The organism is Pseudomonas frederiksbergensis, from assembly GCF_003732705.1.
In the GTDB taxonomy this organism is placed as follows: domain Bacteria; phylum Pseudomonadota; class Gammaproteobacteria; order Pseudomonadales; family Pseudomonadaceae; genus Aquipseudomonas; species Aquipseudomonas frederiksbergensis_F.
Window position 1 is genome coordinate 14,698 of the sequence record NZ_MOBR01000026.1, and the last position, 24,595, is coordinate 39,292.

Below are 24,595 nucleotides of genomic sequence, written 5' to 3' on the forward strand. Positions count from 1 at the left end.
ACCCCCCCATGTTTGGCATGTCCCACGAGTCGTTCCTGCTGCTAGATGCAGTGGTCACCGTGATCGGGCTCATCGTCCTGATCACCAAGTTCAAACTGCACCCGTTCATTGCCCTGATCATCGCCGCCGGCTTCCTCGGTCTGACTTCCGGCATGCCGGTAGGCACCATTCTTAAAGCGTTCCAGGACGGCTTTGGTGGGGTACTCGGTTTTGTCGGGATCATCCTCGCGCTGGGCACCATGCTCGGCAAAATGATGGCCGAGTCGGGCGGGGCGGATCAAATTGCCCAGACCCTGATTCGCGCGTTCGGTAAAGAACGCGTGCAGTGGGCCATGATGTTCGCGGCGTTCCTGGTTGGCATTCCGCTGTTCTTCGAAATCGGTTTCGTGCTGCTGATCCCGCTGGTGTTCATCGTCGCCCGACGTACCGGCGTGTCGATCATCAAGATTGGTATCCCGCTGTTGGCTGGTCTGTCGGCGGTGCACGGTCTGGTGCCACCGCACCCGGGCCCGTTGCTGGCCATCGGCGTGTTCGGTGCCGACATCGGTAAAACCATTCTGTACGGCCTGATCGTTGCGCTGCCGACCGCCATCATTGCCGGTCCGATTTTCGGTACGTTCATCGCCAAGTACATTCCCGGCCATGCCAATCAGGAACTGGTGGATCAACTGGCGCGCGAGCCTCAGTCCGCTACCCTGCCTAGCTTCGCCATCACCCTGATCACCGTGCTGTTGCCGGTGTTCCTGATGTTGCTCAAGACCTTTGCCGACGTAGCGCTGCCGGACGGGCATTTCTTCCGCAGCTGGATGGACCTGATCGGTCACCCGATCTCGGCGTTGCTGCTGGCATTGCTGTTGTCGCTGTACACCTTTGGCCATCGCCAGGGCATCGGTTCGAAACAGATTCTGAAACTGCTGGATTCGAGCCTTGCGCCGACCGCCGCGATCATTCTGATCATCGGTGCCGGTGGTGGCTTCAAGCAGATGCTGGTGACCAGCGGCGTGGGTGATGTGATCGGCCACATGGCGGTGAACGCACAGATCTCGCCGATCCTGTTGGCCTGGCTGGTGGCGGCGGTGATTCGTATTGCGACGGGTTCGGCGACCGTGGCGACCATTACTGGCGCGGGCATTGTGGTGCCGGTGGTGGGGATGATTCCGGGTGTGAACCGTGAGTTGCTGGTGCTGGCCACCGGTGCTGGTTCGCTGGTGTTGTCCCACGTCAACGACGCCGGTTTCTGGCTGGTGAAGCAGTACTTCAACATGACCGTGGCTGAAACGTTCAAAACCTGGACGGCGATGGAAACCATCCTGTCCGTGGTGGCGTTGGGCTTTATCCTGCTGCTGTCGTTGTTCGTTTAATCGCCTCACACCGATCGTTCCCACGCTCTGCGTGGGAATGCCGCCATGGACGCTCCGCGTCCCCTGTGACGCGGAGCGTCACGGGATGCATTCCCACGCGGAGCGTGGGAACGATCGGGTAGCGATCAGGCACAAAAAAACCGCAGCGATGCGGTTTTTTTGTGGGTGTTTGATGTGTCAGGCGTTGGTTTTGGTGACAAGACCATCCGCCCTGAACATCCCGCGAATCCCGCGCACTGCCTGACGAATCCGGTCCTGGTTTTCGATCAGCGCGAAGCGCACATGATCATCCCCGTATTCCCCGAATCCTACGCCCGGCGAAACGCAGACCTTCGCTTCGGCGAGCATTTTCTTGGCGAATTCCAGCGAGCCCAAATGCGCATACGCCTCGGGAATCTTCGCCCAGACGTACATCGAGGCTTTCGGGTTTTCGACCATCCAGCCCAGTTCATGCAGGCCTTTGACCAGCACGTTACGACGCTGCCGATACTGCTCGGCGATGTCTTTGACGCACTGCTGATCACCTTCCAGCGCCGCAATCGCGGCAACCTGCAACGGGGTGAAGGTGCCGTAGTCGTGGTAGCTCTTGATCCGCGCCAGGGCGTTGACCAGTTCGGCGTTGCCGACCATGAAACCAATGCGCCAGCCGGCCATGTTGTAGCTCTTGGACAGGGTGAAAAACTCCACCGCAATGTCCTTGGCGCCGGGCACTTGCATGATCGACGGGGCTTTCCAGCCGTCGTAGACGATGTCGGCGTAGGCCAGGTCGTGCACCACCAGGACGTCGTACTGCTTGGCGAGGGCGATGACGCGCTCGAAGAAATCCAGCTCCACGCATTGAGCCGTGGGGTTCGACGGGAAGCCGAGGATCATCATCTTCGGTTTCGGGATCGAGCCGCGAATCGCGCTTTCCAGTTCAGCGAAGAAATCCACGCCCGGAATCAGCGGCACCGAGCGCACCTGGGCGCCGGCAATCACGGCACCGTAGATGTGAATCGGGTAGCTGGGGTTCGGCACCAGCACGGTGTCGCCCTGGTCGAGGGTGGCCAGCATCAAGTGCGCCAGGCCTTCCTTGGAACCGATGGTCACGATGGCTTCGGTTTCCGGGTCGATGTCGACCGCGTAGCGATCCTTGTACCAGTTGGAAATCGCCCGGCGCAGGCGCGGAATGCCTTTTGACGTCGAGTAACCGTGGGTGTCTTCGCGCTGGGCGACGGTCACCAGTTTTTCGACGATGTGCGGCGGGGTCGGGCCATCAGGGTTGCCCATGCTGAAGTCGATGATGTCTTCGCCACGACGACGGGCGGCCATCTTCAGCTCGGCAGTGATGTTGAATACGTAAGGGGGGAGTCGATCTATGCGCGCAAAGCGGCGCGGCGAACCTGGGTTAGCCATTGTTGCCTCGGATAACGTGAGCGCCCGGAACCGTCCGAGCGACGCTGGCCACTGCGGTGGCCTGTGGCGGAATGTAAGGGCTGATGTGGCACACTGTCCAGCGACTATGTAAACAAATTTGTCCGAAGGAAATCGGTTGATGGAATTTAGCAGTGGCTTCTTGCTGAGCCTTTCGCTGTGCCTGGATATCGGCGTGGCCAACATTGCGATGATCACCCTGGCGATGCAACGCGGCTATTTTCAAGGCTTTGCCCTGGGGTTGGGCACCTGTGTCGGCGACCTGATCTACGCCGTGCTGGCGCTGGCCGGGATGACGGTTTTGCTGCAATACGAAACCGTGCGCTGGGTGCTGTGGATCGGCGGTTCGGCGCTGTTGCTGTACTTCGCGGCGAAGATGATTTACTCGGCGATCCACCACGAAGCGGTGCTGGCCCAAGGTGCGGAGGTAGGAAACAACTCCCATCGGCGTGAGTTTTTTCGCGGCATCTTCCTCGCCATGTCCTCGCCCAGCGCCATCCTCTGGTTCGCCGCGGTGGGCGGCACCCTGATCGCCCGTTCCGGTGGCGGTGGCGCCCTCAGTTCGGCGTTGTTTCTCGGCGGGTTTCTGTGCGCCGGGGTGCTGTGGTGCGTGGCTCTGTGCTTCGCGGCGAGCCACGGCGGCAAGTTGTTGGGCGACAAGCTGCTGCGCTACTCCTACATGGCATCGGCGGCGATCTTCTGCTATTTCGCGGTCTACGTGATCCTATCGGGCTACAACGAGTTTATCGGCAAGGCTGCCGTCGGGCAGCTTCCCGGGCTCTGAGTGGGAGAATCGGGTTTGGCTTCTATACTCCCAGCCGAACCCACTTTTTTGTACCAGGAGTTGAGTCATGGATGAGCAAACACTAGTCAAACCGGATGAGCCACGCTATGAGAACGGGCATTTCCTGCTCATTGCCGGATTTGGCGGGCGATTTACCGTAGATACAACCCAAGGGATTCCCGCGCTCTGGGAAACATTCATTCCCGAGATTGGGCATATTCCCAATCAAAAAGGCGAAGTGACCTACGGCATCTGCTGCAATCCTGACGGCAAGGGTGGATTCGAATACATCGCCGGCGTCGAAATCAGCAAGCTCGACGATTTGCCCGACAAGTACCGCTGGGTCGAGGTTCAGCCGCAACATTACGCAGTGTTCGAGCACAAGGGATCGCTGGACACTTTGCCCCAGACGTTTCAATACATCTGGAAAACCTGGCTGCCCCAGTCCGGTCGCGCAGCGGCGGACGCCCCGGAGTTCGAACGTTACAGCGAGGACTTCAACCCGAAGCTCAATACCGGTGTGCTGGAAATCTGGCTGCCGCTCAAACCCGAATGATCGCAGCGAGAGGCGGACTGCACGTCCGCCTCTCGATTCGTCATTTACCCTGCTTCAGCCGTCGCGCCCGCAACAGGTCGATGGACAGGGTGATGAAGCCAAATGCGCTGATGCCCAACAGCATAAGAAGGCCGATCTGAACGCTGCTCATGATGTGTTCCCCCTATTGATGATCAGAGACAGGGAACACCAATAGGCCGAATCCCGGAGCAATGAAAGCGCCTATACGCAGGCTTTACGGCACCGACGATGATCGATATGAACACCTTATTCCTCTATGATCTCCCACCTTTCCAACGCTGAATCCGAGCCGCCATGAACACCGTTATCCGTCACGTCACCCCCGCCGACCTGGACCGTTGCTTCGCCATCGAAACCGTGGCCTATGAAGGCGACGAAGCCGCCACCCGGGAAAAAATCGCCACTCGCATCGCCACCTGGCCGGAAGGTTTCATCGTGGCTGAAGTTGATAGCGTTGTGGCCGGTTTCATCAATTCCGGTGCGGCGTTTGAAGTGGAAATGTCAGACGAAGCGTTCAAGGAACTGATCGGCCACGACCCGAAAGGCCCGCATGTGGTGATCATGTCGGTGGTGGTCCACCCGGATTATCAGGGGCAGGGTCTGGCGAAGCGCTTGATGGGGGAATTTATCGAGCGGATGCGCGGGATGGGCAAGGCCAGCATCCATTTGATGTGCAAGGAACGGCACATTCCGCTGTATGCAGGGTTCGGGTTTGCCTACATCAAACCATCGGCGTCGGACCATGGCGGGATGGCGTGGCATGAGATGGTGCTTGAGCTCTGATTGATTCGGTGCGGCTGAAATTGCCTTCGCGGGCAAGCCTCGCTCCTACAGGATTCGCGCAGGACTTGTAGGAGCGAGGCTTGCCCGCGAAGGCGATCGAAAGATCTCAATTGCTAGTAAAGGCTATCGCGCACCCTCGCCGGTGCTTCCCGGTCGTACGTCTCGGCATCAAACTGCCCATCATTCAACCGCTTGTGAAACGCCCCCGCTGTCGGCAGGGCTGAGCGGTCCAGGTAGCGTTCCGGGTTCCACAGCTGCGAACGCACAATCGCCTTCGAACAATGAAAATACGCCGCGTCCACCGTCACCAGCATCACCGTGCGCGCCGGTTTGCCGTTGACTGCGAAACTCTCCAGCAGCCCAGGTTCGGCGCTGATCTGCGCGGTGCCGTTGACCCGCAGTGTCTCGCCAATCCCCGGAATGATGAACAGCAGCGACACCCGTGAATCGAGCACGACGTTGCGCAGTGTATCGATGCGGTTGTTGCCCGGACGATCCGGGATCGCCAGGGTGCGCTCATCGATGATCCGCACAAAACCCGGCGCATCGCCCCGAGGCGAACCGTCCATGCCATCCGGGCCGACGGAGCTGATGATGATCAGCGGCGAAGCGCGGACCATCGCCTGATAGTCCTCGTTCAAAAACGCGATCTGCTTGCGCACGGCACGGTCATGGGGTTGGCCGTAGATGGCCTCCAGTGCTTCGATTGAATTCACCATCGTTTTTCCCTCAACGATTCAGAAAACCAGGCCCATCCGCCGTTCGTAGCCGATGCGGCCCTTGTACGCCTCGCCGCTGTCGACGAAGCCAAATTTGGCATACAGCGCGATGGCCGCTTCGTTGTCGGCGTCCACTGATAACTCAATAGCATTTATTTCCGGGAACGCCTCGCGTGCGGCGGCTGGCAGTGCTTGCAAGCAGGCCTTGCCATACCCCTTGCCTTGGGCGCGTTGATCGACTTGCAAAGCGTGCAACGTGGCGCTGTGTTCATTCGCCCAGGCCGGAAGCGCCGGTGGGCGCTTGAGCAGCAGGAACGCCACGGGAATGTCCTCGACCAGCAAGGCAAAGCCTTTGACGCCGGGACAGGGTTTGGACAGCAAGGAGTGCAACGCACCGTAGATATCGCCGGAGAACTTGATTTGTTCTTTGTGAACTTCGATGGCCTCGACCTGCCGGCATTGTTGCGCGTTCAGGCTTTCGTAAGGCACGAGTAGGGCTGTCACTGGAGTGTCCTTTTTCCACTGCAAACGGGCCTCGGATTCTAGCGAGTTTGCGTGGTTGGATTATTTTTATTTCAGCTGTCGATTCAACGTTACGCCGAACGACTAAAGGTGTCTTCACCACAAAAACCATGGAGAACCACCATGAACGCGCAAACCCAAATCCATACCCTGATCGAAAACTACCGCCAGGCCGTTATCGCCAAAGACGTGGAAAAAGTCATGGCACTGTACGCCGATGACATCGTCTCCTTCGACGCGGTCAAGGCGCTGCAATTCAAGGGCAAGCCTGCCTACCGTGCCCATTGGCAGGCCTGCATGGAAATGTGCCCGGGCCCGCACATTTTCGAATTCCACGAGATCGACATCGCGCCGTCGCAGGAGATCGCGTTCGCCCATTGGCTGGCCCATTGCGGCGGCACCAATGACAAGGGCGAAACCCAGGCCTGCTGGATGCGTGTCACCCAATGCTACCGGCAAGAATCGGGGCTGTGGCAGATCGTTCACGAACACTGGTCGGCGCCGTTCGACATGACCAGCGGCGCTGCGATGTTCGACCTGAAACCCTGATCGTCGGAAAAAGCGCCAAACCACCAAACAGCAGCCATAGTTGATCAGCCGATCACGGAGAGCCCCATGAAATACCTATGCCTGGTTTACAGCAACGAGCAGGCGCTGCACTCACTGCCCGACAGCCCCGAGGACGCCGAGTGCATGGCCTACGCCGAGTCGATCCAGGGCAGCGGCCGGATGATCGCAGCCGAGGCGCTGGAGTCGGTGCAGACCGCCACCACCGTGCGGATGCGCAACGGCAAGTTGTCGATCACCGACGGCCCGTTCGCCGAAACCAAGGAGCAGTTGGCCGGCTTCTACCTGATCGATGCCAAGGACCTCAACGAAGCCATCCAGGTCGCCGGCGACATCCCGGCGGCCCGGGTCGGCTGTGTCGAGGTGCGCCCCGTTCGCCAGTTGAATCCCTGAACAATCAAAAATAAACAGGAGATCTGCATGAGCCCGCAACTTGTTAAAAGACAACCTGCCCCCTTTGAATTGTCGATCAGCCGTCTGATCGACGCGCCACGGCGCAAGATCTTTCGCGCCTGGACCGAACCGGCCTTGCTCGTCCAGTGGTGGGGCCCCCACGGCATGACCACGCCGGAATGCGAAATGGACCTGTGGGTCGGCGGCCAGTTTCGCACCCTGATGCGCGCCCCGGACGGCAGCGAATACCCGACCATGGGCGTGTTCCTGGAGATCGTCGCGCCTGAGCGACTGGTGTTCACCGATGCGTTTATCCCTGGCTGGATTCCATCGGGCAAACCGTTCATGAGCGCCGAAGTGACCCTCGAAGACCAGGGCGGCAAAACCCTCTACACCGCCCGCGCCATGCACTGGAGCGAAGAAGATCGCCAGGCCCACGAGGCCATGGGTTTCCATGACGGTTGGGGGCAGAGCCTGGATCGGTTGGTGACGCTGGTGACCGAAGGCATGCCGGACTGATGTCCGCCGAGTCGGTCAAGGCGACGGTCGAGCAGGTCTATCGCGAAGACTCGCGGCGGATCCTTGCGACGCTGATCCGTTTGCTCGGCGATTTCGACCTCGCCGAAGAGGCCTTGCACGAGGCGTTCTTCGTCGCGGTCGAGCGCTGGCAGCGTGACGGCGTGCCGGACAATCCGCGCACCTGGCTGGTGTCCACCGGGCGTTTCAAAGCCATTGATGTGCTGCGCCGCCGTGCACGCTTCAAGGCATCGCGGCCATTGCTGATCGCGCAGTTGGAAGAACTGGAGCAGGCCGACTGGAGTGACGAAGACGTGGAAGACGATCGGCTGCGCCTGATCTTCACCTGCTGTCACCCGGCCCTTGCGGCAGATGCCCAAGTGCCGCTGACCCTGCGTGAAGTCTGCGACCTGACCACGGAAGAAATCGCCCGGGCCTTTCTCTCGGCGCCATCCGCCATTGCCCAACGCATCGTGCGGGCCAAAGCGAAAATTCGTGACGCGAAAATCCCTTATCAAGTGCCGTCCCTGGCCGAGTTGCCCGAGCGCCTCGACAGCGTGTTGCGCGTCATTTACCTGGTGTTCAACGAAGGTTACTCGGCGTCTGTTGGCGCGGAACTGACCCGGGAAGACCTGACCCGCGAAGCGATTCGCCTCGGACGTTTGTTGATGGAGTTGCTGCCGGAGCCGGAGGTGATGGGATTGCTGGCGCTGATGCTGTTGCACGAATCGCGGCGCCCGGCCCGGACTTCGGCAACCGGCGAGCTGATCCTGCTGGATGAACAGGACCGTGCGTTGTGGGACGCCGGGATGATTGCCGAAGGTTGCGCGCTGGTGGAGCGCGCGCTGACCTTGCGGCGCTTCGGGCCTTACTGCTTGCAAGCGGCGATTGCGGCGGTGCATGCCGAAGCCGTGACGGCGGGGGAGACCGACTGGCCGCAGATTGTGGGTTTGTATGATTTGCTGCTACGGGCGGTGCCGTCGCCGGTGATTGAACTGAACCGCGCGGTGGCGCTGGCCATGCGCGATGGGCCGTTGGCGGGGTTGGCGGTGGTTGAAGATATCTTGGCGCGCGGGGAATTGCTGGATTACCACCTGGCGCATTCGGCGCGGGGGCAGTTTTGTCGGCAGTTGGGGCGGGTGGAGGAGGCAAGGTCGGCGTATCAGCGAGCGCTGGAATTGACGCAGCAAGAGCCGGAGCGGCGGTTTATTGAAGGGCGATTACGGGAGCTGAAGTGACCGATCGTTCCCACGCTCCGCGTGGGAGTGCCGCCAGGGACGCTCCGCGTTCCGCTTCTGGATGTGACGCAGAGCGTCACGGGCTGCATTCCCACGCAGAGCGTGGGAACGATCATCGGGTCAGGCCTGCTGCCGAGTAGCAGTCAACACAATCTCCCGAATACAAACGTTCTGCGGCTGCTGATACGCATAGGCAATCGCCGACGCCACATCTTCAGCACTCAACACCGTGCCGCCCATGTCCTGTTTCCAGGCCTGGTAACCGGTCTTGATCGCCTCGTCGGTGGTGTGGCTCAGCAACTCGGTTTCCACCGCGCCCGGCGCAATGGTGATCACCCGCACATTGTGCGGCGACAGCTCTTCGCGCAGGTTTTCCGACAGGCCATGCACCGCGAATTTGCTGCCGACATAGGCCACGTGATTCGGGAACGTCTTGCGTCCGGCGACTGAGCTGATGTTGATGATCGTGCCATGTTTGCGCTCGACCATCCCGGCCACCACCGCGTGCACGCCGTTGAGCAAACCCTTCACGTTGACGTCGAGCATCTGGTCCCACTGGGCCGGATCCTGCTTCGTCATCTCGCCGAGCAGCATCACCCCGGCGTTGTTGATCAAGGCATCCGCCGGGCCAAATGTCGCTTCGGCCTCGGCGACGGCAGCGAGCAGGGCGGCGCGATCGGTGATGTCGACGCGGCGGTTCAAGGTGTTCGGCAGGTCCAAGGCTTCCAGACGTTCGACCCGGCGGGCCAGCAGCAGCAGTGGATGACCGGCGGCACTCAGCAAGCGTGCGGCCGCTTCGCCAATGCCCGAACTGGCCCCGGTGATGATGATCAATGGCTTGCTCATGGCTAGACTCCTGAAATAAGAAAAACAAATTACTCAAGCTGCGGCGCAGTATATTTAGCGCTGTCTTGGCTGAAAAATGCCTTATTCCTCTGTCTGCTATCGGAATCTCCTATGGATATCCGTCATCTCAAAGCATTCCTCGCGGTGTTCGAGGAACGCAATATCACTGCGGCGGCGCAACGGCTGTTCATCAGCCAGCCGACCTTATCGGTGACCATCAAACAACTCGAAGAAGAAATGGGCGCCGCGCTGTTTGTGCGTCAGCCTCGGGGCGTGGAGGTCAGCGACGAGGCGCGAGTGTTGTACCCGCAAGCGCGGCGGATGGTGGCGGAAGCCGACGCGTTGAGCCGCTTGTTCCGCGGCCGGGAAAACCGTGTGCCGCTGACCCTCGGGATTGAAGGCGATATCGCTGACCGCCACATCGAAACCTTCGTGCACATGGCCCATCAGGCGATGCCGAACTTGTTGCTGACGTTGGAGGAGGGCTGTCACGGCGACGGTCGCTTGGCAGTGGAAGAGATGTGCTGCGAGGACGAGTTGTTCCTGCCGTTGTGGGAAGAGTCTTATGTGATGGCGTTGCCGGCGGGACATCCGATGGCGTCGGTGGAGTCGGGGCAATCCTGGACGCCGATCGATGACTGGATCACCTGCCCGCAGCATCCGTCCCATCAGCGCTTGATGGCGTTGTACGGCCGCTCGCCCGAAGCGGTGGCCGGGCATGCCGGTTCATTGAAACAGGCGCTGCACATGGTGGCCGCCGGGGTTGGCGTGGCGATGTTGCCGCAGTCGCTGGTCAATGGGCATGAACGGGTGGTGACTCGCGCCTTGCACCTGCCGGCCCCGACGCGGCGGGTGGGGTTGTGTTATGCGGCGCAGGCGCTGGAGTTACCGGCGTTGCGTGGGTTGCATGAGTATTTTCAGGTGAACCGGATGGTGAATATCGAGGCGGCTTGAGGGATGGGTTGTCTGGGCGGGCGCCTTCGCGGGCAAGCCTCGCTCCTACAGGTTAGGTGATCTCCCGTAGGAGCGAGGCTTGCCCGCGAATGGCCGCGCCGCTATTCCAACATCTTGCTCAACAATCAACTCCCTGCCGGCCCTGGCGGATGCAGCCGCGACCACAGCGCATCGACATACACCGGTTTCGGCCACCCGCGCACCTCCAGTTCCACCAGCGACCCCGCGCCAAACCGCCCCACCAGCCAGCGCGGCAGCGGTGCCCAGCCGAATCCGCCCTGGGCCATTTCCAGCAGCATCAGGTAACTCGGCGCCGACCAGACCCGGCCCTTCGCCCGACTTTCATAGGGATTGACGATGGTCGCCAGACGCAATTCCCGGTGCTGTTGCAGCACGTCCTGATCGATCCCGTTCAGCGTGGCCAACGGGTGTGCGTGCGAGACGAACAGGGCAATTTCCGTGCGTTCGTCGACGGTGGAACTGACCAGGTCCGGCGGATAACTGTCCTGCATTTCCGCGAAGGCAACATGGGCCCGACCCCGTTGCACCAAAGCCACCAGGTCATCGCATTCGGCGATCAGGCATTCGAGTTCCAGGTCCGGGTAGCGCTGCTCGAACGCACTGAGGGCCGCTTCAAAACGATCGGACTGGTAGGTATCGGAAATCGCCACCGTCAACTTCGCCTCGACCCCTTGGGACAATTGGCTGGCGGTCATTTCCAATCGACTGGTGGCCGCGAGGATTTCCTCGGCCCGTTGCAGCATGACGTGCCCGGCTGGGGTCAGGCTGGGTTTGCGGCTGCTGCGGTCGAACAGGGTCAGGTTGAGGTCGATTTCCAGGCTGGCCACCGCCGCACTGATGGTCGACTGACTGCGCCCGAGTTTGCGCCCCGCTGCGGAAAACGAGCCCTGCGTCGCAGCCTGGACAAACGCCAGCAGCACTTCGTGAGAGGCCATGAACTATCGCCTTGATCGATGGTTATTGATTATGAAGTATCGGTGTGCTGACAGATCATGGCAACCACAGTCACTCAGAGGAGTCTGGACATGAACGCCAACAAATCCATCACTGAACGTATTTTCCAGGCCATCGGTTTCGAACTGCTGGCCGTACTGATCTGCACCCCGCTGCTGGCCTGGGTCATGGACAAGCCGATGCTGGAAATGGGCGTCGCCACCGTCGCCATCGCAGCGCTGGCCCTGGGCTGGAACGTGGTGTTCAACGGGTTTTTCGACCGCTTGCTCAAGCGCTACGACATTGTGCGCAACGCCTGGGTCCGGGTGGTGCATGCGCTGTTGTTCGAAGGTGGTTTGATCGTGATGGGCGTGCCGCTGATTGCCTGGTGGCTGAGCGTCAGCCTGTGGCAGGCGTTCCTGCTGGACATCGGCGTGCTGCTGTTCTTCCTGCCGTACACCTATGTTTACCACTGGGGGTATGACATGGTGCGGGAGCGGATGTTGGTGGGGCGAGCAATCCGCTAACGCCACGAAACTCGGCACACCACCCTCCACTGTGGGAGCGAGCTTGCTCGCGATGGCGGACTGTCAGGCAACACATTTGTTGAATGCAAAACCGCTATCGCGAGCAAGCTCGCTCCCACAGTGGATGGGTGTTTAGCCGTCACACAGCTCACTCACAAACGCCAAAAACGCCCGCACTTTCGCCGCCGGCAGGTGCCGCGACGGGTAAAGCGCATACAACGGAAATCGCTCATCCGGCCAGTCAGGAAACAACTCCACTAACCGTCCATCCGCCAACGCCGGAGCAATGCCCAAATCCAGCACTTGGGCAATCGCCTGGCCGCTTTCGCAAACGCTGTGCAACGTCCCCACATCATTGACCAACAACCGACAGTGCGGCTGCACATGCAGCACCGCGCGCCCCGGTCGATGAAATTCCCAGCCAAACGGTCGTGCCGTTTGCGGGTCGCGGAACTGCACGCACACATGCCGCTCGTCTTCCATGTCCAGCGGCGCCAACGGGCGGCCGTGGCGCTTCAAATACGCCGGCGAGGCGAGGGTCAACACCCGCACTTCCAACAACTTGCGCGCCACCAGCGATGAAGACTGCGGATGGCCAAAGCGCACCGCCAGATCAAAACCCTCCGCCACCATGTCGCCGAGTTGATCGCGGGTTTGCAGTTCCAGGTACAACTCGGGATGGCGGGCCATGAACTGCCCCAGCTTCGGTCCCAGAATCAGCCGTGAGAAATACGGGTCCATGTTGACCCGCAGCCGCCCGCGCACTTGAGTCGCGCTGGTCGAGGCCGAGTTGGCGGCCTCTTCCAGGCTGGCCAGCAGCGGCGCGATTTCACCATGGAAACGCCGACCTTCATCGGTCAGCGTGACCGTGCGAGTGGTGCGGTCGAACAGTCGGATGCCCAGGCGTTTTTCCAGTCGGGCGATGGCGCGGCTGACACCCGATGGCGTCAACTCCAGTGCTTCGGCCGCCCGGACGAAACTGCCGCCATCGACCACCGCACTGAACACGCCCATGCCACTGGCGAGGCTGGCATCAAAGCTCATTGATGACTCCTGATCATTTATGCAATGACATTCATGCTATCGGAGAATGTCCGCCTGCGGCTCAATAATCTGCCCCATCGCGACAACCGTCGCCATCCAGCAGGAGAACAGCTGATGTACGCAGTCATGGGCATTACCGGGAAAGTGGGCGGCGCGGTCGCCCGGACGTTGCTGGCCGCCGGGCACACAGTCCGTGCGGTGGTGCGCAGTGCCGAAAAAGGCGCGGTGTGGAAGCAACAGGGGTGTGAACTGGCGGTGGCCGATGTCGATGATCGCGACGCGATGGTCAAGGCGTTTACCGGCGTGGCCGGGGTGTTTGTGATGATGCCGTCGAATTTCGACCCGTCGCCAGGTTTCCCGGAAACCCGGCAAGTGGTGGAGAACATTCGCTCGGCGCTGGACGCTGCGCAGCCCGGCAAAGTGGTGGGGCTGTCGACGATTGGCGCCCAGGCCAGCCAACCGAACCTGCTTAATCAATTGCGTTTGTTGGAGCTGGCGTTAAGCGAACTTGCATTGCCAGTCACCTTTCTGCGGCCAGCCTGGTTCATGGAAAACGCCTTGTGGGATGTCGAACACGCGGTCGGTTCGGGTGGGATTCCAAGCTTTCTGCAACCTTTGGATAAGCCCGTGCCAATGATCGCCACTGCGGATGTCGGTCGAGTCGCCGCCGAACTGTTGCTGGAAACCTGGAATGGTCAACGCATCGTCGAACTGGAAGGTCCGCAACGCATTACGCCACTGCAACTGGGCGCCGGGTTCAGCGAATTGCTGGGTAAACCGGTGCGTATGCAAGTCGTGCCACGGGAAACCTGGCAGGGCCTGTTTGAAAGTCAGGGGATGCGCCATCCATTGCCACGGATGCAGATGATCGATGGCTTCAACGAAGGCTGGATCGAGTTTGAAGGTGAGCCGCGCAAGGGCCGGGTCGAGTTGTTGACCGTGCTCAAACAATTGTTGGCGCGTTAGACCTGTAGGAGCGAGGCTTGCCCGCGAAGAGGCCATCACAGCCAATAGAGATGCTGACTGAGAGATCGCCTTCGCGGGCAAGCCTCGCTCCTACACACGATGGCGGTGTGTCAGTCACACCAATGTTGAATGTGCCGCCGTCTTCGCGGGCAAGTCGGATCGCCGCACCGCTTGCTCCTACAAAAACATCCCGCCCGACGCTTCGATACGCTGGCCGTTGATCCACTGACCACCCGGCGACAGCAGCAGCGCAATCGCGGCACCAATGTCATCCGGCTGACCGGCGCGGCCCAGCGCCGTGTTGCTCGCCACCATCTGATTCACCGCAGCGATATCCCGCACCGCGCCACCGCCGAAATCGGTTTCGATGGCCCCCGGCGCGAGGGTATTCACCGCAATCCCGCGCTCACCAAGTTCTTTGGCCTGATACCGCGTCAGCACTTCCATCGCGCCTTTCATCGCTGCGTAAGCGCCATAACCCGGCAGGCTGAAACGGGCCAGACCGCTGGAAATATTGACGATGCGCCCGCCGTCATTCATCAGCGGCAGCAGGCTTTGGGTCAGGAAGAATGGACCTTTGAAATGGATATTCATCAGCAGGTCGAACTGTTCGACGGTGGTGTCGACGAAGTTGGCGTGCACACCAATCCCTGCGTTGTTGACCAGGAAATCGAAGTGCTTGCGATCAAAGTGGTTTTTCAGCACGTTCGCGACTTCGCCGCTGAAAGCCGAAAAACGTTCACTTTGGCCAACGTCAAGTTGCAGCATGGCGGCGCGGCCACCCAGGCTTTCGATTTCTGCGACCAGTGCCTGGGCCTTATCGGCGCGGCTGTTGTAGGTGCCGATGATGTCGATGCCTTGGGCAACCAGATGCAGTGCGGCGCTTTTGCCCAGGCCACGGCTGGCGCCGGTGATCAATGCAATTTTACGGTTCATGGGATTTCCTCAGGCAGTGGGTGAGCGATGTGAGGAAGTTTATTTATCCGCTCGGCGGTGATAAACAGGAGTAAATCGGAATCACTGGTCGGTTAATCCGAACAATAAAGGTCGGGCCATGAACAAACTGGAACTGCTGCGCACCTTTGTCCGTGTCAGCGAAATGTCGAGTTTTACCCTCGCCGGTGAAAGCCTGGGCTTGCCCCGGTCTACGGTTTCGGAGCATGTCCAGGCTTTGGAAACGTTGCTGGGCACACGCCTGCTGCAGCGCACCACGCGCAAGGTTCAGGCCACTCAGGATGGTTTGGTGTTGTACGAACGCAGCAAGGATTTGCTGTCGCACATGGATGAAATCGAAGGGCTGTTCAAGCAGGACGAAGCGTCGCTGGCCGGGCGGATCCGTATCGACATGCCGAGCATTATGGCCCGGCGATTCGTCATGCCGCGCCTGCCGGAATTCATGGACAAACACCCGCATCTGGAACTGGAAATCAGCAGCACCGATCGCCGGGTCGATTTGCTCAGCGAAGGGTTTGATTGCGTGGTGCGGGTGGGGGCGCAGCCGGATCAATCGGTGGTCGCGCGCCGCGTGTGCGACTTTGCCATGGTCAACTGCGCCAGCCCTGCGTATTTGCAGCGCTACGGCGTGCCCCGGCGGCTCGAAGATTTGGCCGAGCATCGGCTGGTGCATTACGTCGGCGTGCTGGGTTCGCGTTCGGAAGGTTTTGAGTACGAGGAGGAGGGCAAGCTGCACCGCGTGGCGATGGCCGGCAGCATTACGGTGAACAACTCCGATGGATATGAGTCGGCGTGTCTGGGCGGTTTCGGTTTGATCCAGGCACCGGTGATGGGCATGCAGCCATACTTGCTCAGCGGTGAACTGGTCGAGGTGCTACCGCAATGGCGAGCGCCGTCGATGGAAGTATCCATGCTGTATGCACGGCAACGGCACTTGCCATTGCGAGTGCGGGCGTTCATGGACTGGGTCGAACACATCATCCGCAGCACCCACTGACCCGTAGGAGCAAAGCTTGCTCGCGAAGGCAGTGTGTCAGCCAACATTTGGGTTGAATGTGAAACCGTCTTCGCGGGCAAGCCTTGCTCCTACAAAGGCATCGCTGTAGAGCACAGATTTTGTGTTCACAGAAAATCCTGTAGGAGCAAAGCTTGCTCGCGAAGGCAGTGTGTCAGCCAACATTTGGGTTGAATGTGAAACCGTCTTCGCGGGCAAGCCTTGCTCCTACAAAGGCATCGCTGTAGAGCACAGATTTTGTGTTCACAGAAAATCCTGTAGGAGCAAAGCTTGCTCGCGAAGGCGGTGTGTCAGCCAACCGTTGCGTTGACTGTGAAACCGTCTTCGCGGGCAAGCCTTGCTCCTACAAAGGCATCGCTGTGGAGCACAGATTTTGTGTTCACAGAAAATCCTGTAGGAGCAAAGCTTGCTCGCGAAGGCGGTGTGTCAGCCAACCGTTGGGTTGAATGTGAAACTGTCTTCGCGGGCAAGCCTTGCTCCTACAAAGGCATTGTGTGGAGCACAGATTTGGTGTTCACCGGAAACCAATGTGGGAGCGGGCTTGCTCGCGAAGGCGGTGTGTCAGTCAGCATTGAAGTCGACTGACACGGCCTCTTCGCGAGCAAGCCCGCTCCCACAAGGGTTAGGCGTTAGACGTGGAAGTAGCCCACGCACGAATCGAACGGCAGGCGTTTGAGTTCGATTTTGTTCAGGTCCAGCACTTCGCGCAGGGCTTTGGTTTCGCCGGGGAAGTTGCGGTAGGCGACTTCGTCCAGGACCACGACTGCGCCTTTTGGCATGTACGGCAGGAAGGTTTCCAGCGCGACTTTGGTCGATTCATACAGGTCGGTGTCGAGGATCAACATTGCGACAACCAGGTCCGGACGGGTCTTGACCCACTCTGGCACGGTTTTGACGATGTCACCTTTAACCAGCTCGCAACGCGGGATGCGGTTGACCGGGCGCAGCAGGTCGTTGGCGTCGATCATGTCCTGGATCAGCGACTGGTCGGTGTCGGAGAACATGGTCTCGTTGACGTCCGCCGGGTCTTCTTTCTTGTCGATGCTCTGGAAGCCTTCGAAGGTATCGAAGCCAATGATCGAGCGGTTGATCGCATACGGTTCCAGGATCATCGACAAGTGCATGTACAGCATCAGCGAGTTGCCCTTGTACACGCCGCACTCGATGATCGCGCCCGGTACTTCGGCGACTTTCTTGAACAGTTCCATGCGCGACAGCGCAGCGGTCACGCCGATGCGGTTGGCGAAGACGAACGGCGCGTCGGCCACGTACTCGGCATCGACCCGTTTCAGGACGTTGGCACGGGTTTCGTTGTACTGGGCCTCGGCGGGCGTGATGCGACGCTTGGTCATTGCTGGATTCCTTGGAAATTCGAAAAGTCGTGGGCGTGGAAATAGTCTTTGAAACCGGCGCCGACGTCAGGGCAGGCGCTGTCGACGTTGATCGCGCCGCGCTGGTGCTTGAGGTCGTCGAGGTGCATCAGGCGGAAGTCCACGCTGAAGCGGGTCTGTTGCGTGTGGTTCGGCACAGTGCCATGCAAATGCGATCCCGAGAAGATCAGCATGTCACCGGAGTTGCCAGCCACCCGCACTTCCGAGGCGCTGTTGATCGCTTCCAGGGGCACCGGATGCACGCGGGCTTCCTCTTTGAGGTTGTCCTTGGCTTTGTGCCGCTGGTTGCTGATCCAGTCGTTGAGGCTCCACTCGCTGGAGGTGTTCTTCACCGGTACGTCGAAGTAACCGCCGTTGATCATCATGGTCTGGTCGGGGCTGATGGTGTGCACCGGCATCCAGGTGTTGATCTGGCAATCGACGCTGCCGTACCAGGTATCGCGATGGGGTTTGTACGCATAGCTGACGCCCGCGTGCAGGTACTCGTAGTTGGGCACCACGCGAATCCGCGGCACGTCGAAAATGTATTCGTGCGGGTCGACACCGATTTCATCGATGAAGCTCAGGATCAATTCCTTGGCGCGCAGGCTGTTGGTGAACTGGCCCTTGAGGCGCGTCACCAGTACCACGAATTCTTCCACCGGCATCAAGGTGTGCAGGGCCTGGTGGTGGGTCTCGCCGTCGAAGGCGGCAGTGATGCTTTCCTGGGCGAACGCGCACAACGCTTTGGCGGCACGCAGCTCAGTGTTCAAGAAGATGTCACCGGCGTAGATGGCTTCTTTGAAGTCAGCTTTTTTCTGAAGCTGATTGATGTACAGGTTCACGGCTCTCACTCCTGAATGCATCGAGTCTCTAAGGAATCGGCACCACGTTAGCAAACTGAAGTGCGATCCATCGCTTGGCGGGTCAATAAAGATGAAATTGGACGATAGGGCGACGAAATGCGTTGGCCAGGCAAAAAAAATCCCGGCTCGGGAATTGAGTCGGGATATTCGCTTGACCTGTGTAGGAGCGAAGCTTGCTCGCGAAGGCGGCGTGTCAGTCAACATTTGCGTTGAATGTTAAGCCGCCTTCGCGGGCAAGCCTCGCTCCTACAGGTTCGGGGGGGGGTCAGAACAATTTGGTGAACAGCCAGTACAGGCTGCCCGACAGCAGGATCGCCGCCGGCAAGGTCAGCACCCACGCCATCAGCAGGTTGCGGATGGTCTTCATCTGCAAACCGCCGCCGTTGGCGACCATCGACCCGGCCACCCCCGAGGACAACACATGGGTGGTGGACACCGGCAAGCCAAACATGTCGGCGGCACCGATGGTCAGCATCGCCACGGTTTCCGCCGAGGCGCCCTGGGCATACGTCAGGTGGGTCTTGCCGATTTTTTCACCGACGGTCACCACGATGCGCTTCCAGCCGACCATGGTGCCCAGCCCCAGCGCGATGGCCACGGCGATCTTCACCCACAACGGAATGAAGCGCGTGGAGTTGTCGATCTGCTGCTTGAACAGTTGCAGCTTGCCGCTGGTGTCGGCGTCGAAGTTGCCGACTTTGTTCTTGTCCATCAGGCGAATGGTTTCGCTGGTCAGGTACATGTCGTTACGCACGTTACCCACGGCCTCGGCCGGGACTTTCGACAGTGAGCCGTAGCCCTTGACCTCGGCGCCGATGCTACCGGTCAGGGCGGCGAGGGCAGGCACCAATTGTGGCGTGGCTTCTTTGCTGCGCACGTAGTCGGACAGCACTGCGCGCGGATCGCCCAGGGCCGGCAACGGTGAAGCTTTCACCAAGGCTTGTTGGGTGACTTCGGCCACCGCGGCGAACTGCAACGCCTGATCGGCCGGCATGGTGCGGTTCAGTGCATACGCCATCGGCAAAGTACCGACCAGGATCAACATGATCAGGCCCATGCCTTTCTGGCCGTCGTTGGAGCCGTGGGCGAAAGACACGCCGGTGCAGGTCAGGATCAACAGACCGCGAATCCACCATGGCGGCGGGGCGTCGCCTTCCGGAGCCTTGTACAGCGCGCGATTCTTGACGAAGGCACGCAAGGCCAGCAGCAACAGCGCGGCAAAGCCGAAGCCGACCAACGGCGAGAGCAGCAGCGCGTAACCGATCTTGGTCGCTTGCGCCCAATCCACGCCGCTGGTGCCATCGCGGCCGTGCATCAGGGCATTGGCCACGCCGACGCCGATGATCGAACCGATCAGCGTGTGCGACGACGATGCCGGCAAGCCCAGCCACCAAGTGCCGAGGTTCCACAGGATCGCAGCGATTAACAGGGCGAAGATCATGGCGAAACCGGCGGAGGAGCCGACTTGCAGTATCAGCTCCACCGGCAGCAACGCGATGATGCCGAACGCCACCGCACCGCTTGAAAGCAACACGCCGAGAAAGTTGAAGAACCCGGACCAGGCCACCGCGAAGTTCGGCGGCAGCGAGTTGGTGTAAATCACCGTGGCCACGGCGTTGGCGGTGTCGTGGAAGCCGTTGACGAATTCAAACCCGAGGGCGATCAGCAATGCCACGCCGAGCAGCAGGAACGGGGTCCAGGTGGTCACCACCGTGCCGAGTTCGTGCATGTCGTGCATCAGGCTGTAAGCGGTGAACAACAAACCGCTGGCCAGTACACCGAAGAAAACCACCAAGGTGAACAGGCCGGGTTTTTTATTGAGCTGCGGTCTGGCGCTGCTGCCGCTGGCGGGCGCCTGGGCAGTGGTATAGGAAGGAGTAGCCATGCCGGACAATCCTGAGGAGGGAAGGAGTGTCGCCCATGATCGTTTCAAAATATGACAGAGAGACTGCGGTGGGTCAGTGTTTACGGTTTTTGTGTAACCACCCGTCCTGTAATGATCGTTCCCACGCGGAGCGGCTGATCGTTCCCACGCTCTGCGTGGGAATGCAGCAAGGGACGCTCTGCGTCCCAGAAGCGGACGCAGAGCGTCCGGGGAGGCATTCCCACGCGGAGCGTGGGAACGATCAAGTCAGCTCAATAATCCTGGCGCTTACGAAACGCCCAACGCCCGGCCAGCACGGTAAACGTCGCGACCAACGCCACCAGAATCCAGAACCCTTCTGGATCCCCCGCCAGCGGAATCCCCCCAACGTTCATCCCGAAAAAACCGGCAATGATGTTGATCGGCAACGCCAGCACCGTGACCACGGTCAGGGTAAACAGCGTGCGGTTGCTCTGTTCATTGAGGTTGGCGGCAATCTCTTCCTGCAACAGCTTGATCCGTTCACCGAGGGCCGTCAGGTCGTTGATGATCAGCGCAAACTCCTCGGTGGATTTGCGCAGTTCCTTGACGTCCTCCTTCTGCAGCCATTGCGGCGGCCGGTTGAGCAGGCGTAGCAGCGACCCCGGCTCCAGCGCCAACAACCGTTGCAGGCGCACCAGCACCCGCCGATTGGCGCCCAGTTCGGCGCGGTTGGTCGACAGCCGCGACGACAGCAATTCATCTTCGATCTGATCGACACTCTGGCTGGTCTTGCGCACGATTTGCGTCAGCACCTCGCCCTGATCGCGCAGCAGGTGCACCAGCAACTCCAGGGGCGAGCGAAAGCACTCACCGGCCTTCACCGACGAACGCAACTTGTCCACCGAGTGCAACGGTTGCAGGCGCGCGCTGATGATCAGCTTGCTGCGGGCGCACACCCACAGCGTCGACACATCCGACGACACCATGCTGCTGAGGTTGAACACCACATCGTTGACCACCGCCAGCAACGCCGAATCGACGTGCTCGATCCGCGTCGAGCGCGAGCCTTCGTGCAGCGCCTCGAAAAACTCCTCGGGCAATTCCAGATGGCTTTTCATCCATCGCTCGCACGCGGCGTGGGCCAGGTTCAGGTGCAACCAGAGGAATTCATCGCTGTCTTCGGTCTGCTGCAAGCAGCGCAGTGCCTCGGCCGAATCGATCTCCCGGCCACGCTCACCCGGACGAAAACGGAAGCCGTAAAGCAGGCCGAACAAGTCAGTGTCGCGGTGAGTGTGATCGATGCTGTGGTTCATGAGGTCTCGCTGGGAGGAAGTGCCTGTCGCGGGTTTCACAGGTTCACTTGATCCGCATCATCGCAATGAGTTTTGACGGTTTTATGACAGTTGCGTGGCGACGCAAACGTGTGCGTTACCGATGGTCGGGAATGATTCAAGAATCGCTCTGGAACGCCGATGACGCAGGTGTCAGGTTGCGCGGCTCCGGCCACGAGCCGGGACCGCAGACAGGGAAGTTTGGACGTCTTTCACGCCCAACCAGGCGTGCCTCTTTTCTGTCATGAGTATCATCCGATGCTGCAAAAATCCCTGAGAGCCCAAATCCTCGCGTTGCTCGGCGGCAGCCTGTTGGCGATGTTGCTGATCGCTTTGGCCTGCATTTCCTGTCCAGCGGCGTGCAGAGCTACGCCAATCTGATCGACGGACCGTTGCACACCTCGCAATTGATCGATGAGGCCAACCTGCAATTCAAGGTGCAGGTTCAGGAGTGGAAAAATGTCCTGCTGCGCGGCAAGCAGCCGGCGGACCTGGATAAATACTGGAAGCAATTCGAAGACCGCCAGCGCGACGTGCAGGGCATCCTCGGCGAACTCGCCAGCCAGAAAGGCCTGGATGGCCAGCTCAAGACCCGCATCGAACGCCTGCGTGACGAACACCGTCAGTTGGGCAGCGCCTACCAGAAAGGTCGCGATGCCTACGTCGCCGCCGGTGCCGACCCGACCGCCGGTGACACCGCCGTCAAAGGTGTGGACCGCGCCACCAGCGATCAGATGAGCGAATTGGTCGGCGAACTGCGCAAGCAAGGCAGTGAACAGTCCGCGCTGATCAGCGCCGATGCCGAGCGCACGGTGATGCTGGGGATTATCGTGATGCTCGCCTCGGGTCTGTTGATCGGCCTGTTGAGCGTGTGGCTGATCAACCGCAACCTGGTGGATCCGATCCGCAAACTGATCGACTACGTGGCGCAACTCAGCCAGGGCAAATTTGCCGATCGCGTGGCCAGCACCCGTCAGGATGAACTGGGCAAACTGGCCATGGCCGCGAACACCCTGCGCGACTTCCTCGCCGAAACTTTCACTCGTTTGCAGCGCAGCGCCAAGGACCTGGACAGCGCCAGCGGCGAGTTGAATGCCATCGCCGGCCTGATGGCCAGCGGCACCAACGAGCAGTTCAACCGCACCGATCAGGTGGCCACGGCGATGAACGAAATGTCCGCCACCGCCCAGGAAGTGGCGCGTCACGCCGCCGATGCGGCACGCGCCGCTGACGATGCCGACCAGTCCGCCCAGCAAGGCGAAAAAGTCATGCAGGGCACCATTCACACCATCACCCAGATGCGCGGTGAAATCGCCAACACCGCAACGGTCATCCGTCGTCTGGAAACCGACAGCGGTCGTATCGGCAAGGTGCTGGAAGTGATTCGCGGCATCGCCGAGCAGACCAATTTGCTGGCGCTCAACGCGGCGATCGAAGCGGCCCGTGCCGGTGAAGCCGGACGCGGTTTTGCGGTAGTGGCCGACGAAGTGCGCAGCCTGGCCCAGCGCACGGCGGCATCGATCATTGAGATCAACCAGATCATCCAGACCGTGCAAACCGGCGCGGTGGACGCGGCTCAGGCGATTGAAAGCGGCCAGTCCCGCAGCGAAGAAAGTGTCGCGCAAGTGACCCAGGCCGGCGCCATGCTGGAGCGCATCACCCATGCCGTGGAGGCCATCCGCGACATGAACCGCCAGATCGCCACCGCCGCCGAAGAGCAGACCTCGGTGGCCGAAGACATCTCGCGCAACCTCACCGAAATCACCACGATTGCCAGTACCAACCTGGACAACGTGCAGCGCACCGAAGCGGCGAGCCACAACCTGCACGGGTTGTCGGGGCAGTTGAATGAAGTGACGGCGCGCCTGAGCGCTTAAGCAAAACGACTGTGTACCGGTTTACTTACCAAACCGGTACACAGTCGATCTCAAGTGCGGCCAGGGGATGTCGATGATGGGGTTAACCTGAACCCACATAGGACAAGTCCCATGGTCAGCATCACCTCGGTTTCGATCAACCAGACCCTTTCCACACCGACCAGCAAAACCTCGATCAGCGACAGCACCGAAGACACCACGTCTGCGACCACCTCTTCCAGCGATACCACCAAGGCTTCCGCCGCTGGTGCCGCGCCGGCTGGCGGTGGTAGCAGTTCGAGCAGCAGCACTGAATCCGATGCGGTGAAGGAACTGCGCAAGCAAATCGCCGAGCTGCAAAAGCAATTGCAGGAACAACAGCAGCAGTTGCAAGCGGCCCAGGCCAAGCAGGAAAGCGCTGATGCGAAAGCCGCAGACGTCGCCGCGGCTCAGTCGCAGATCTCGGCGACCTCGGGCTCGTTGCAAACCGCCACGGCGGCGTTGTTGCAAGCGTTGCAGGAGGATGGCGGCAGCACGTCCGGGTCGATGGTCAGTACGACGGCTTGATGGGCTCAAGACATAAAAAAAACGCACGACTCGAAGACTGTGCGTTCTTTGAATTCAACACAAAACCTGTAGGAGCAAAGCTTGCTCGCGAAGACGGCAGTACAGTCAAAATTTGTATGACTGACACACCACCTTCGCGAGCAAGCCCGCTCCCACAGGGAGATTCGGGGGGGGGATTATGTGTCTTGCTTGTTGCTCAGGACTTTGCCGGTGGCTGCGTCGAAATCCACGTCCCATTCAACGCCGTTAGCGGCTTTCAGTTCGACTTCGTATTCGTAGCCGTTGAAGTGGTTGTCCAGATCGGTGTCGGTGATGGTCGCACCTGGATGCAGTTTCAGGGCAGCCTGGTTCAATTCTTCCAAAGGCTTGATCTTGCCGCTTTTGACCAGCTCAGGGATTTGATCGACACGAACATCAGCCTGGGCAATACCCGCAGTGAGGGTCAGGGCAGCGGCGGTGAACAGGGCAGTCAGGGTTTTCATAAGCGTCTTTCCTTGGGTGAACTGTTTAAGTGGGCTCAGGTTAACCAGCGCAACTTAATTCACCCTTAAATTCAGCGGCGACCGCTAAAAGCATTCGCGAGCAGGCTCGCTCCCACAGGTTGAGCGCAAATCCTGTGGGAGCGA

The 24,595-nt window shown here is 60.1% G+C and carries 25 protein-coding genes and 1 pseudogene; 14 read left to right on the top strand and 12 right to left on the bottom strand.

Annotated elements, in window-relative coordinates:
- The first annotated feature begins 8 nt into the window (after positions 1-8).
- On the top strand, positions 9-1,361 hold the full coding sequence (locus BK667_RS23360; protein WP_123514236.1) for a GntP family permease: 1,353 nt from the start codon (positions 9-11) through the stop codon (positions 1,359-1,361).
- Between the two features lie 177 nt (positions 1,362-1,538).
- Here the strand turns inward: BK667_RS23360 and alaC are convergent, their stop codons facing one another.
- Positions 1,539-2,756 (bottom strand): alanine transaminase, encoded by a 1,218-nt coding sequence (gene alaC / locus BK667_RS23365; RefSeq protein ID WP_123514238.1) that lies wholly within the window; start codon positions 2,754-2,756, stop codon positions 1,539-1,541.
- 139 nt (positions 2,757-2,895) lie between these two features.
- On the opposite strand from alaC, the gene BK667_RS23370 reads away from it, so the two are divergent.
- From BK667_RS23370 to BK667_RS23380, 3 genes are all read left to right on the top strand, one after another.
- Positions 2,896-3,558, top strand: coding sequence for a LysE family translocator (locus BK667_RS23370; RefSeq protein WP_123514240.1), 663 nt, complete (start codon positions 2,896-2,898; stop codon positions 3,556-3,558).
- A gap of 67 nt (positions 3,559-3,625) precedes the next feature.
- Entirely contained in the window at positions 3,626-4,114 is a 489-nt protein-coding gene (locus tag BK667_RS23375) for a GyrI-like domain-containing protein (RefSeq protein WP_123514242.1), read from the top strand.
- Positions 4,115-4,429: 315 nt separating this feature from the next.
- Positions 4,430-4,918, top strand: coding sequence for a GNAT family N-acetyltransferase (locus BK667_RS23380; protein ID WP_123599057.1), 489 nt, complete (start codon positions 4,430-4,432; stop codon positions 4,916-4,918).
- A 113-nt stretch (positions 4,919-5,031) separates the two neighbouring features.
- Here the strand turns inward: BK667_RS23380 and BK667_RS23385 are convergent, their stop codons facing one another.
- Together BK667_RS23385 and BK667_RS23390 are read right to left on the bottom strand one after the other, a co-directional pair.
- Positions 5,032-5,637, bottom strand: a complete 606-nt coding sequence (locus BK667_RS23385) for a pyridoxamine 5'-phosphate oxidase family protein (RefSeq protein ID WP_123599058.1) — start codon at positions 5,635-5,637, stop codon at positions 5,032-5,034.
- An 18-nt stretch (positions 5,638-5,655) separates the two neighbouring features.
- On the bottom strand, positions 5,656-6,141 hold the full coding sequence (locus tag BK667_RS23390) for a GNAT family N-acetyltransferase (RefSeq protein ID WP_123599059.1): 486 nt from the start codon (positions 6,139-6,141) through the stop codon (positions 5,656-5,658).
- Between the two features lie 141 nt (positions 6,142-6,282).
- Here BK667_RS23390 and BK667_RS23395 point away from each other — a divergent pair, with 141 nt between their 5' ends.
- The 4 genes from BK667_RS23395 (at position 6,283) to BK667_RS23410 (ending at position 8,873) form a co-directional block, all read left to right on the top strand.
- Complete coding sequence (locus tag BK667_RS23395) at positions 6,283-6,708, top strand: YybH family protein (RefSeq protein ID WP_123514250.1); 426 nt, start codon at positions 6,283-6,285, stop codon at positions 6,706-6,708.
- Positions 6,709-6,774: 66 nt separating this feature from the next.
- Positions 6,775-7,119 (top strand): YciI family protein, encoded by a 345-nt coding sequence (locus BK667_RS23400; RefSeq protein WP_054044847.1) that lies wholly within the window; start codon positions 6,775-6,777, stop codon positions 7,117-7,119.
- 27 nt (positions 7,120-7,146) lie between these two features.
- Positions 7,147-7,638, top strand: coding sequence for an SRPBCC family protein (locus BK667_RS23405; protein ID WP_123514252.1), 492 nt, complete (start codon positions 7,147-7,149; stop codon positions 7,636-7,638).
- Positions 7,638-8,873 (top strand): RNA polymerase sigma factor, encoded by a 1,236-nt coding sequence (locus BK667_RS23410; protein ID WP_123599060.1) that lies wholly within the window; start codon positions 7,638-7,640, stop codon positions 8,871-8,873. The genes BK667_RS23405 and BK667_RS23410 overlap by 1 nt, the downstream gene beginning before the upstream one ends.
- A gap of 120 nt (positions 8,874-8,993) precedes the next feature.
- Here BK667_RS23410 and BK667_RS23415 read toward each other — a convergent pair whose 3' ends face one another.
- Entirely contained in the window at positions 8,994-9,719 is a 726-nt protein-coding gene (locus tag BK667_RS23415; protein WP_123599061.1) for an SDR family oxidoreductase, read from the bottom strand.
- A gap of 111 nt (positions 9,720-9,830) precedes the next feature.
- On the opposite strand from BK667_RS23415, the gene BK667_RS23420 reads away from it, so the two are divergent.
- Positions 9,831-10,673 carry a LysR family transcriptional regulator gene (locus BK667_RS23420; RefSeq protein ID WP_123599062.1) on the top strand — a complete coding sequence of 281 codons (843 nt, stop codon included), beginning with the start codon at positions 9,831-9,833 and terminating at the stop codon, positions 10,671-10,673.
- A 125-nt stretch (positions 10,674-10,798) separates the two neighbouring features.
- Here BK667_RS23420 and BK667_RS23425 read toward each other — a convergent pair whose 3' ends face one another.
- Entirely contained in the window at positions 10,799-11,629 is an 831-nt protein-coding gene (locus BK667_RS23425) for a LysR family transcriptional regulator (protein ID WP_123599063.1), read from the bottom strand.
- A gap of 90 nt (positions 11,630-11,719) precedes the next feature.
- Between BK667_RS23425 and BK667_RS23430 the strand changes: the two genes are divergently transcribed.
- Entirely contained in the window at positions 11,720-12,154 is a 435-nt protein-coding gene (locus BK667_RS23430; protein WP_123599064.1) for a multidrug/biocide efflux PACE transporter, read from the top strand.
- A gap of 132 nt (positions 12,155-12,286) precedes the next feature.
- Here BK667_RS23430 and BK667_RS23435 read toward each other — a convergent pair whose 3' ends face one another.
- Positions 12,287-13,198 carry a LysR family transcriptional regulator gene (locus BK667_RS23435; protein WP_123514263.1) on the bottom strand — a complete coding sequence of 304 codons (912 nt, stop codon included), beginning with the start codon at positions 13,196-13,198 and terminating at the stop codon, positions 12,287-12,289.
- 114 nt (positions 13,199-13,312) lie between these two features.
- On the opposite strand from BK667_RS23435, the gene BK667_RS23440 reads away from it, so the two are divergent.
- Positions 13,313-14,164: an NmrA family NAD(P)-binding protein gene (locus BK667_RS23440; RefSeq protein WP_123599065.1), complete on the top strand. Its 852-nt coding sequence runs from the start codon at positions 13,313-13,315 to the stop codon at positions 14,162-14,164.
- 177 nt (positions 14,165-14,341) lie between these two features.
- Here BK667_RS23440 and BK667_RS23445 read toward each other — a convergent pair whose 3' ends face one another.
- Complete coding sequence (locus BK667_RS23445; protein WP_123599066.1) at positions 14,342-15,100, bottom strand: SDR family NAD(P)-dependent oxidoreductase; 759 nt, start codon at positions 15,098-15,100, stop codon at positions 14,342-14,344.
- A 118-nt stretch (positions 15,101-15,218) separates the two neighbouring features.
- Between BK667_RS23445 and BK667_RS23450 the strand changes: the two genes are divergently transcribed.
- Positions 15,219-16,115, top strand: coding sequence for a LysR family transcriptional regulator (locus BK667_RS23450; protein WP_123514269.1), 897 nt, complete (start codon positions 15,219-15,221; stop codon positions 16,113-16,115).
- A gap of 647 nt (positions 16,116-16,762) precedes the next feature.
- On the opposite strand, the gene BK667_RS23455 is transcribed toward BK667_RS23450, so the two are convergent.
- From BK667_RS23455 to BK667_RS23470, 4 genes are all read right to left on the bottom strand, one after another.
- Positions 16,763-17,485, bottom strand: a complete 723-nt coding sequence (locus BK667_RS23455; RefSeq protein ID WP_123514271.1) for a TylF/MycF/NovP-related O-methyltransferase — start codon at positions 17,483-17,485, stop codon at positions 16,763-16,765.
- Positions 17,482-18,348 (bottom strand): phytanoyl-CoA dioxygenase family protein, encoded by an 867-nt coding sequence (locus tag BK667_RS23460; protein WP_123599067.1) that lies wholly within the window; start codon positions 18,346-18,348, stop codon positions 17,482-17,484. Before BK667_RS23460 ends, BK667_RS23455 begins: the two co-directional genes overlap by 4 nt.
- 286 nt (positions 18,349-18,634) lie before the next feature.
- The gene (locus BK667_RS23465) at positions 18,635-20,254 is read right to left on the bottom strand and encodes an inorganic phosphate transporter (RefSeq protein WP_123514275.1); all 1,620 of its coding nucleotides are present in this window, start codon (positions 20,252-20,254) and stop codon (positions 18,635-18,637) included.
- A gap of 251 nt (positions 20,255-20,505) precedes the next feature.
- Positions 20,506-21,528, bottom strand: coding sequence for a transporter (locus tag BK667_RS23470; protein ID WP_123599068.1), 1,023 nt, complete (start codon positions 21,526-21,528; stop codon positions 20,506-20,508).
- 276 nt (positions 21,529-21,804) lie between these two features.
- Here BK667_RS23470 and BK667_RS23475 point away from each other — a divergent pair.
- Both BK667_RS23475 and BK667_RS23480 read left to right on the top strand, forming a co-directional pair.
- Positions 21,805-23,423: pseudogene (locus BK667_RS23475) on the top strand (methyl-accepting chemotaxis protein).
- A gap of 111 nt (positions 23,424-23,534) precedes the next feature.
- Positions 23,535-23,969, top strand: coding sequence for a hypothetical protein (locus tag BK667_RS23480; RefSeq protein WP_123514281.1), 435 nt, complete (start codon positions 23,535-23,537; stop codon positions 23,967-23,969).
- 176 nt (positions 23,970-24,145) lie between these two features.
- Here BK667_RS23480 and BK667_RS23485 read toward each other — a convergent pair whose 3' ends face one another.
- On the bottom strand, positions 24,146-24,451 hold the full coding sequence (locus BK667_RS23485) for a PepSY domain-containing protein (protein ID WP_123514283.1): 306 nt from the start codon (positions 24,449-24,451) through the stop codon (positions 24,146-24,148).
- Between the last annotated feature and the right edge of the window lie 144 nt (positions 24,452-24,595).

Coding starts and splice junctions, on each gene's coding strand:
- BK667_RS23360 (WP_123514236.1), top strand. CDS start 9: ATGTTTGGCATGTCCCACGAGTCGTTCCTGCTGCTAGATGCAGTGGTC.
- alaC (WP_123514238.1), bottom strand. CDS start 2,756: ATGGCTAACCCAGGTTCGCCGCGCCGCTTTGCGCGCATAGATCGACTC.
- BK667_RS23370 (WP_123514240.1), top strand. CDS start 2,896: ATGGAATTTAGCAGTGGCTTCTTGCTGAGCCTTTCGCTGTGCCTGGAT.
- BK667_RS23375 (WP_123514242.1), top strand. CDS start 3,626: ATGGATGAGCAAACACTAGTCAAACCGGATGAGCCACGCTATGAGAAC.
- BK667_RS23380 (WP_123599057.1), top strand. CDS start 4,430: ATGAACACCGTTATCCGTCACGTCACCCCCGCCGACCTGGACCGTTGC.
- BK667_RS23385 (WP_123599058.1), bottom strand. CDS start 5,637: ATGGTGAATTCAATCGAAGCACTGGAGGCCATCTACGGCCAACCCCAT.
- BK667_RS23395 (WP_123514250.1), top strand. CDS start 6,283: ATGAACGCGCAAACCCAAATCCATACCCTGATCGAAAACTACCGCCAG.
- BK667_RS23400 (WP_054044847.1), top strand. CDS start 6,775: ATGAAATACCTATGCCTGGTTTACAGCAACGAGCAGGCGCTGCACTCA.
- BK667_RS23405 (WP_123514252.1), top strand. CDS start 7,147: ATGAGCCCGCAACTTGTTAAAAGACAACCTGCCCCCTTTGAATTGTCG.
- BK667_RS23410 (WP_123599060.1), top strand. CDS start 7,638: ATGTCCGCCGAGTCGGTCAAGGCGACGGTCGAGCAGGTCTATCGCGAA.
- BK667_RS23415 (WP_123599061.1), bottom strand. CDS start 9,719: ATGAGCAAGCCATTGATCATCATCACCGGGGCCAGTTCGGGCATTGGC.
- BK667_RS23420 (WP_123599062.1), top strand. CDS start 9,831: ATGGATATCCGTCATCTCAAAGCATTCCTCGCGGTGTTCGAGGAACGC.
- BK667_RS23425 (WP_123599063.1), bottom strand. CDS start 11,629: ATGGCCTCTCACGAAGTGCTGCTGGCGTTTGTCCAGGCTGCGACGCAG.
- BK667_RS23430 (WP_123599064.1), top strand. CDS start 11,720: ATGAACGCCAACAAATCCATCACTGAACGTATTTTCCAGGCCATCGGT.
- BK667_RS23435 (WP_123514263.1), bottom strand. CDS start 13,198: ATGAGCTTTGATGCCAGCCTCGCCAGTGGCATGGGCGTGTTCAGTGCG.
- BK667_RS23440 (WP_123599065.1), top strand. CDS start 13,313: ATGTACGCAGTCATGGGCATTACCGGGAAAGTGGGCGGCGCGGTCGCC.
- BK667_RS23445 (WP_123599066.1), bottom strand. CDS start 15,100: ATGAACCGTAAAATTGCATTGATCACCGGCGCCAGCCGTGGCCTGGGC.
- BK667_RS23450 (WP_123514269.1), top strand. CDS start 15,219: ATGAACAAACTGGAACTGCTGCGCACCTTTGTCCGTGTCAGCGAAATG.
- BK667_RS23455 (WP_123514271.1), bottom strand. CDS start 17,485: ATGACCAAGCGTCGCATCACGCCCGCCGAGGCCCAGTACAACGAAACC.
- BK667_RS23465 (WP_123514275.1), bottom strand. CDS start 20,254: ATGGCTACTCCTTCCTATACCACTGCCCAGGCGCCCGCCAGCGGCAGC.
- BK667_RS23470 (WP_123599068.1), bottom strand. CDS start 21,528: ATGAACCACAGCATCGATCACACTCACCGCGACACTGACTTGTTCGGC.
- BK667_RS23480 (WP_123514281.1), top strand. CDS start 23,535: ATGGTCAGCATCACCTCGGTTTCGATCAACCAGACCCTTTCCACACCG.
- BK667_RS23485 (WP_123514283.1), bottom strand. CDS start 24,451: ATGAAAACCCTGACTGCCCTGTTCACCGCCGCTGCCCTGACCCTCACT.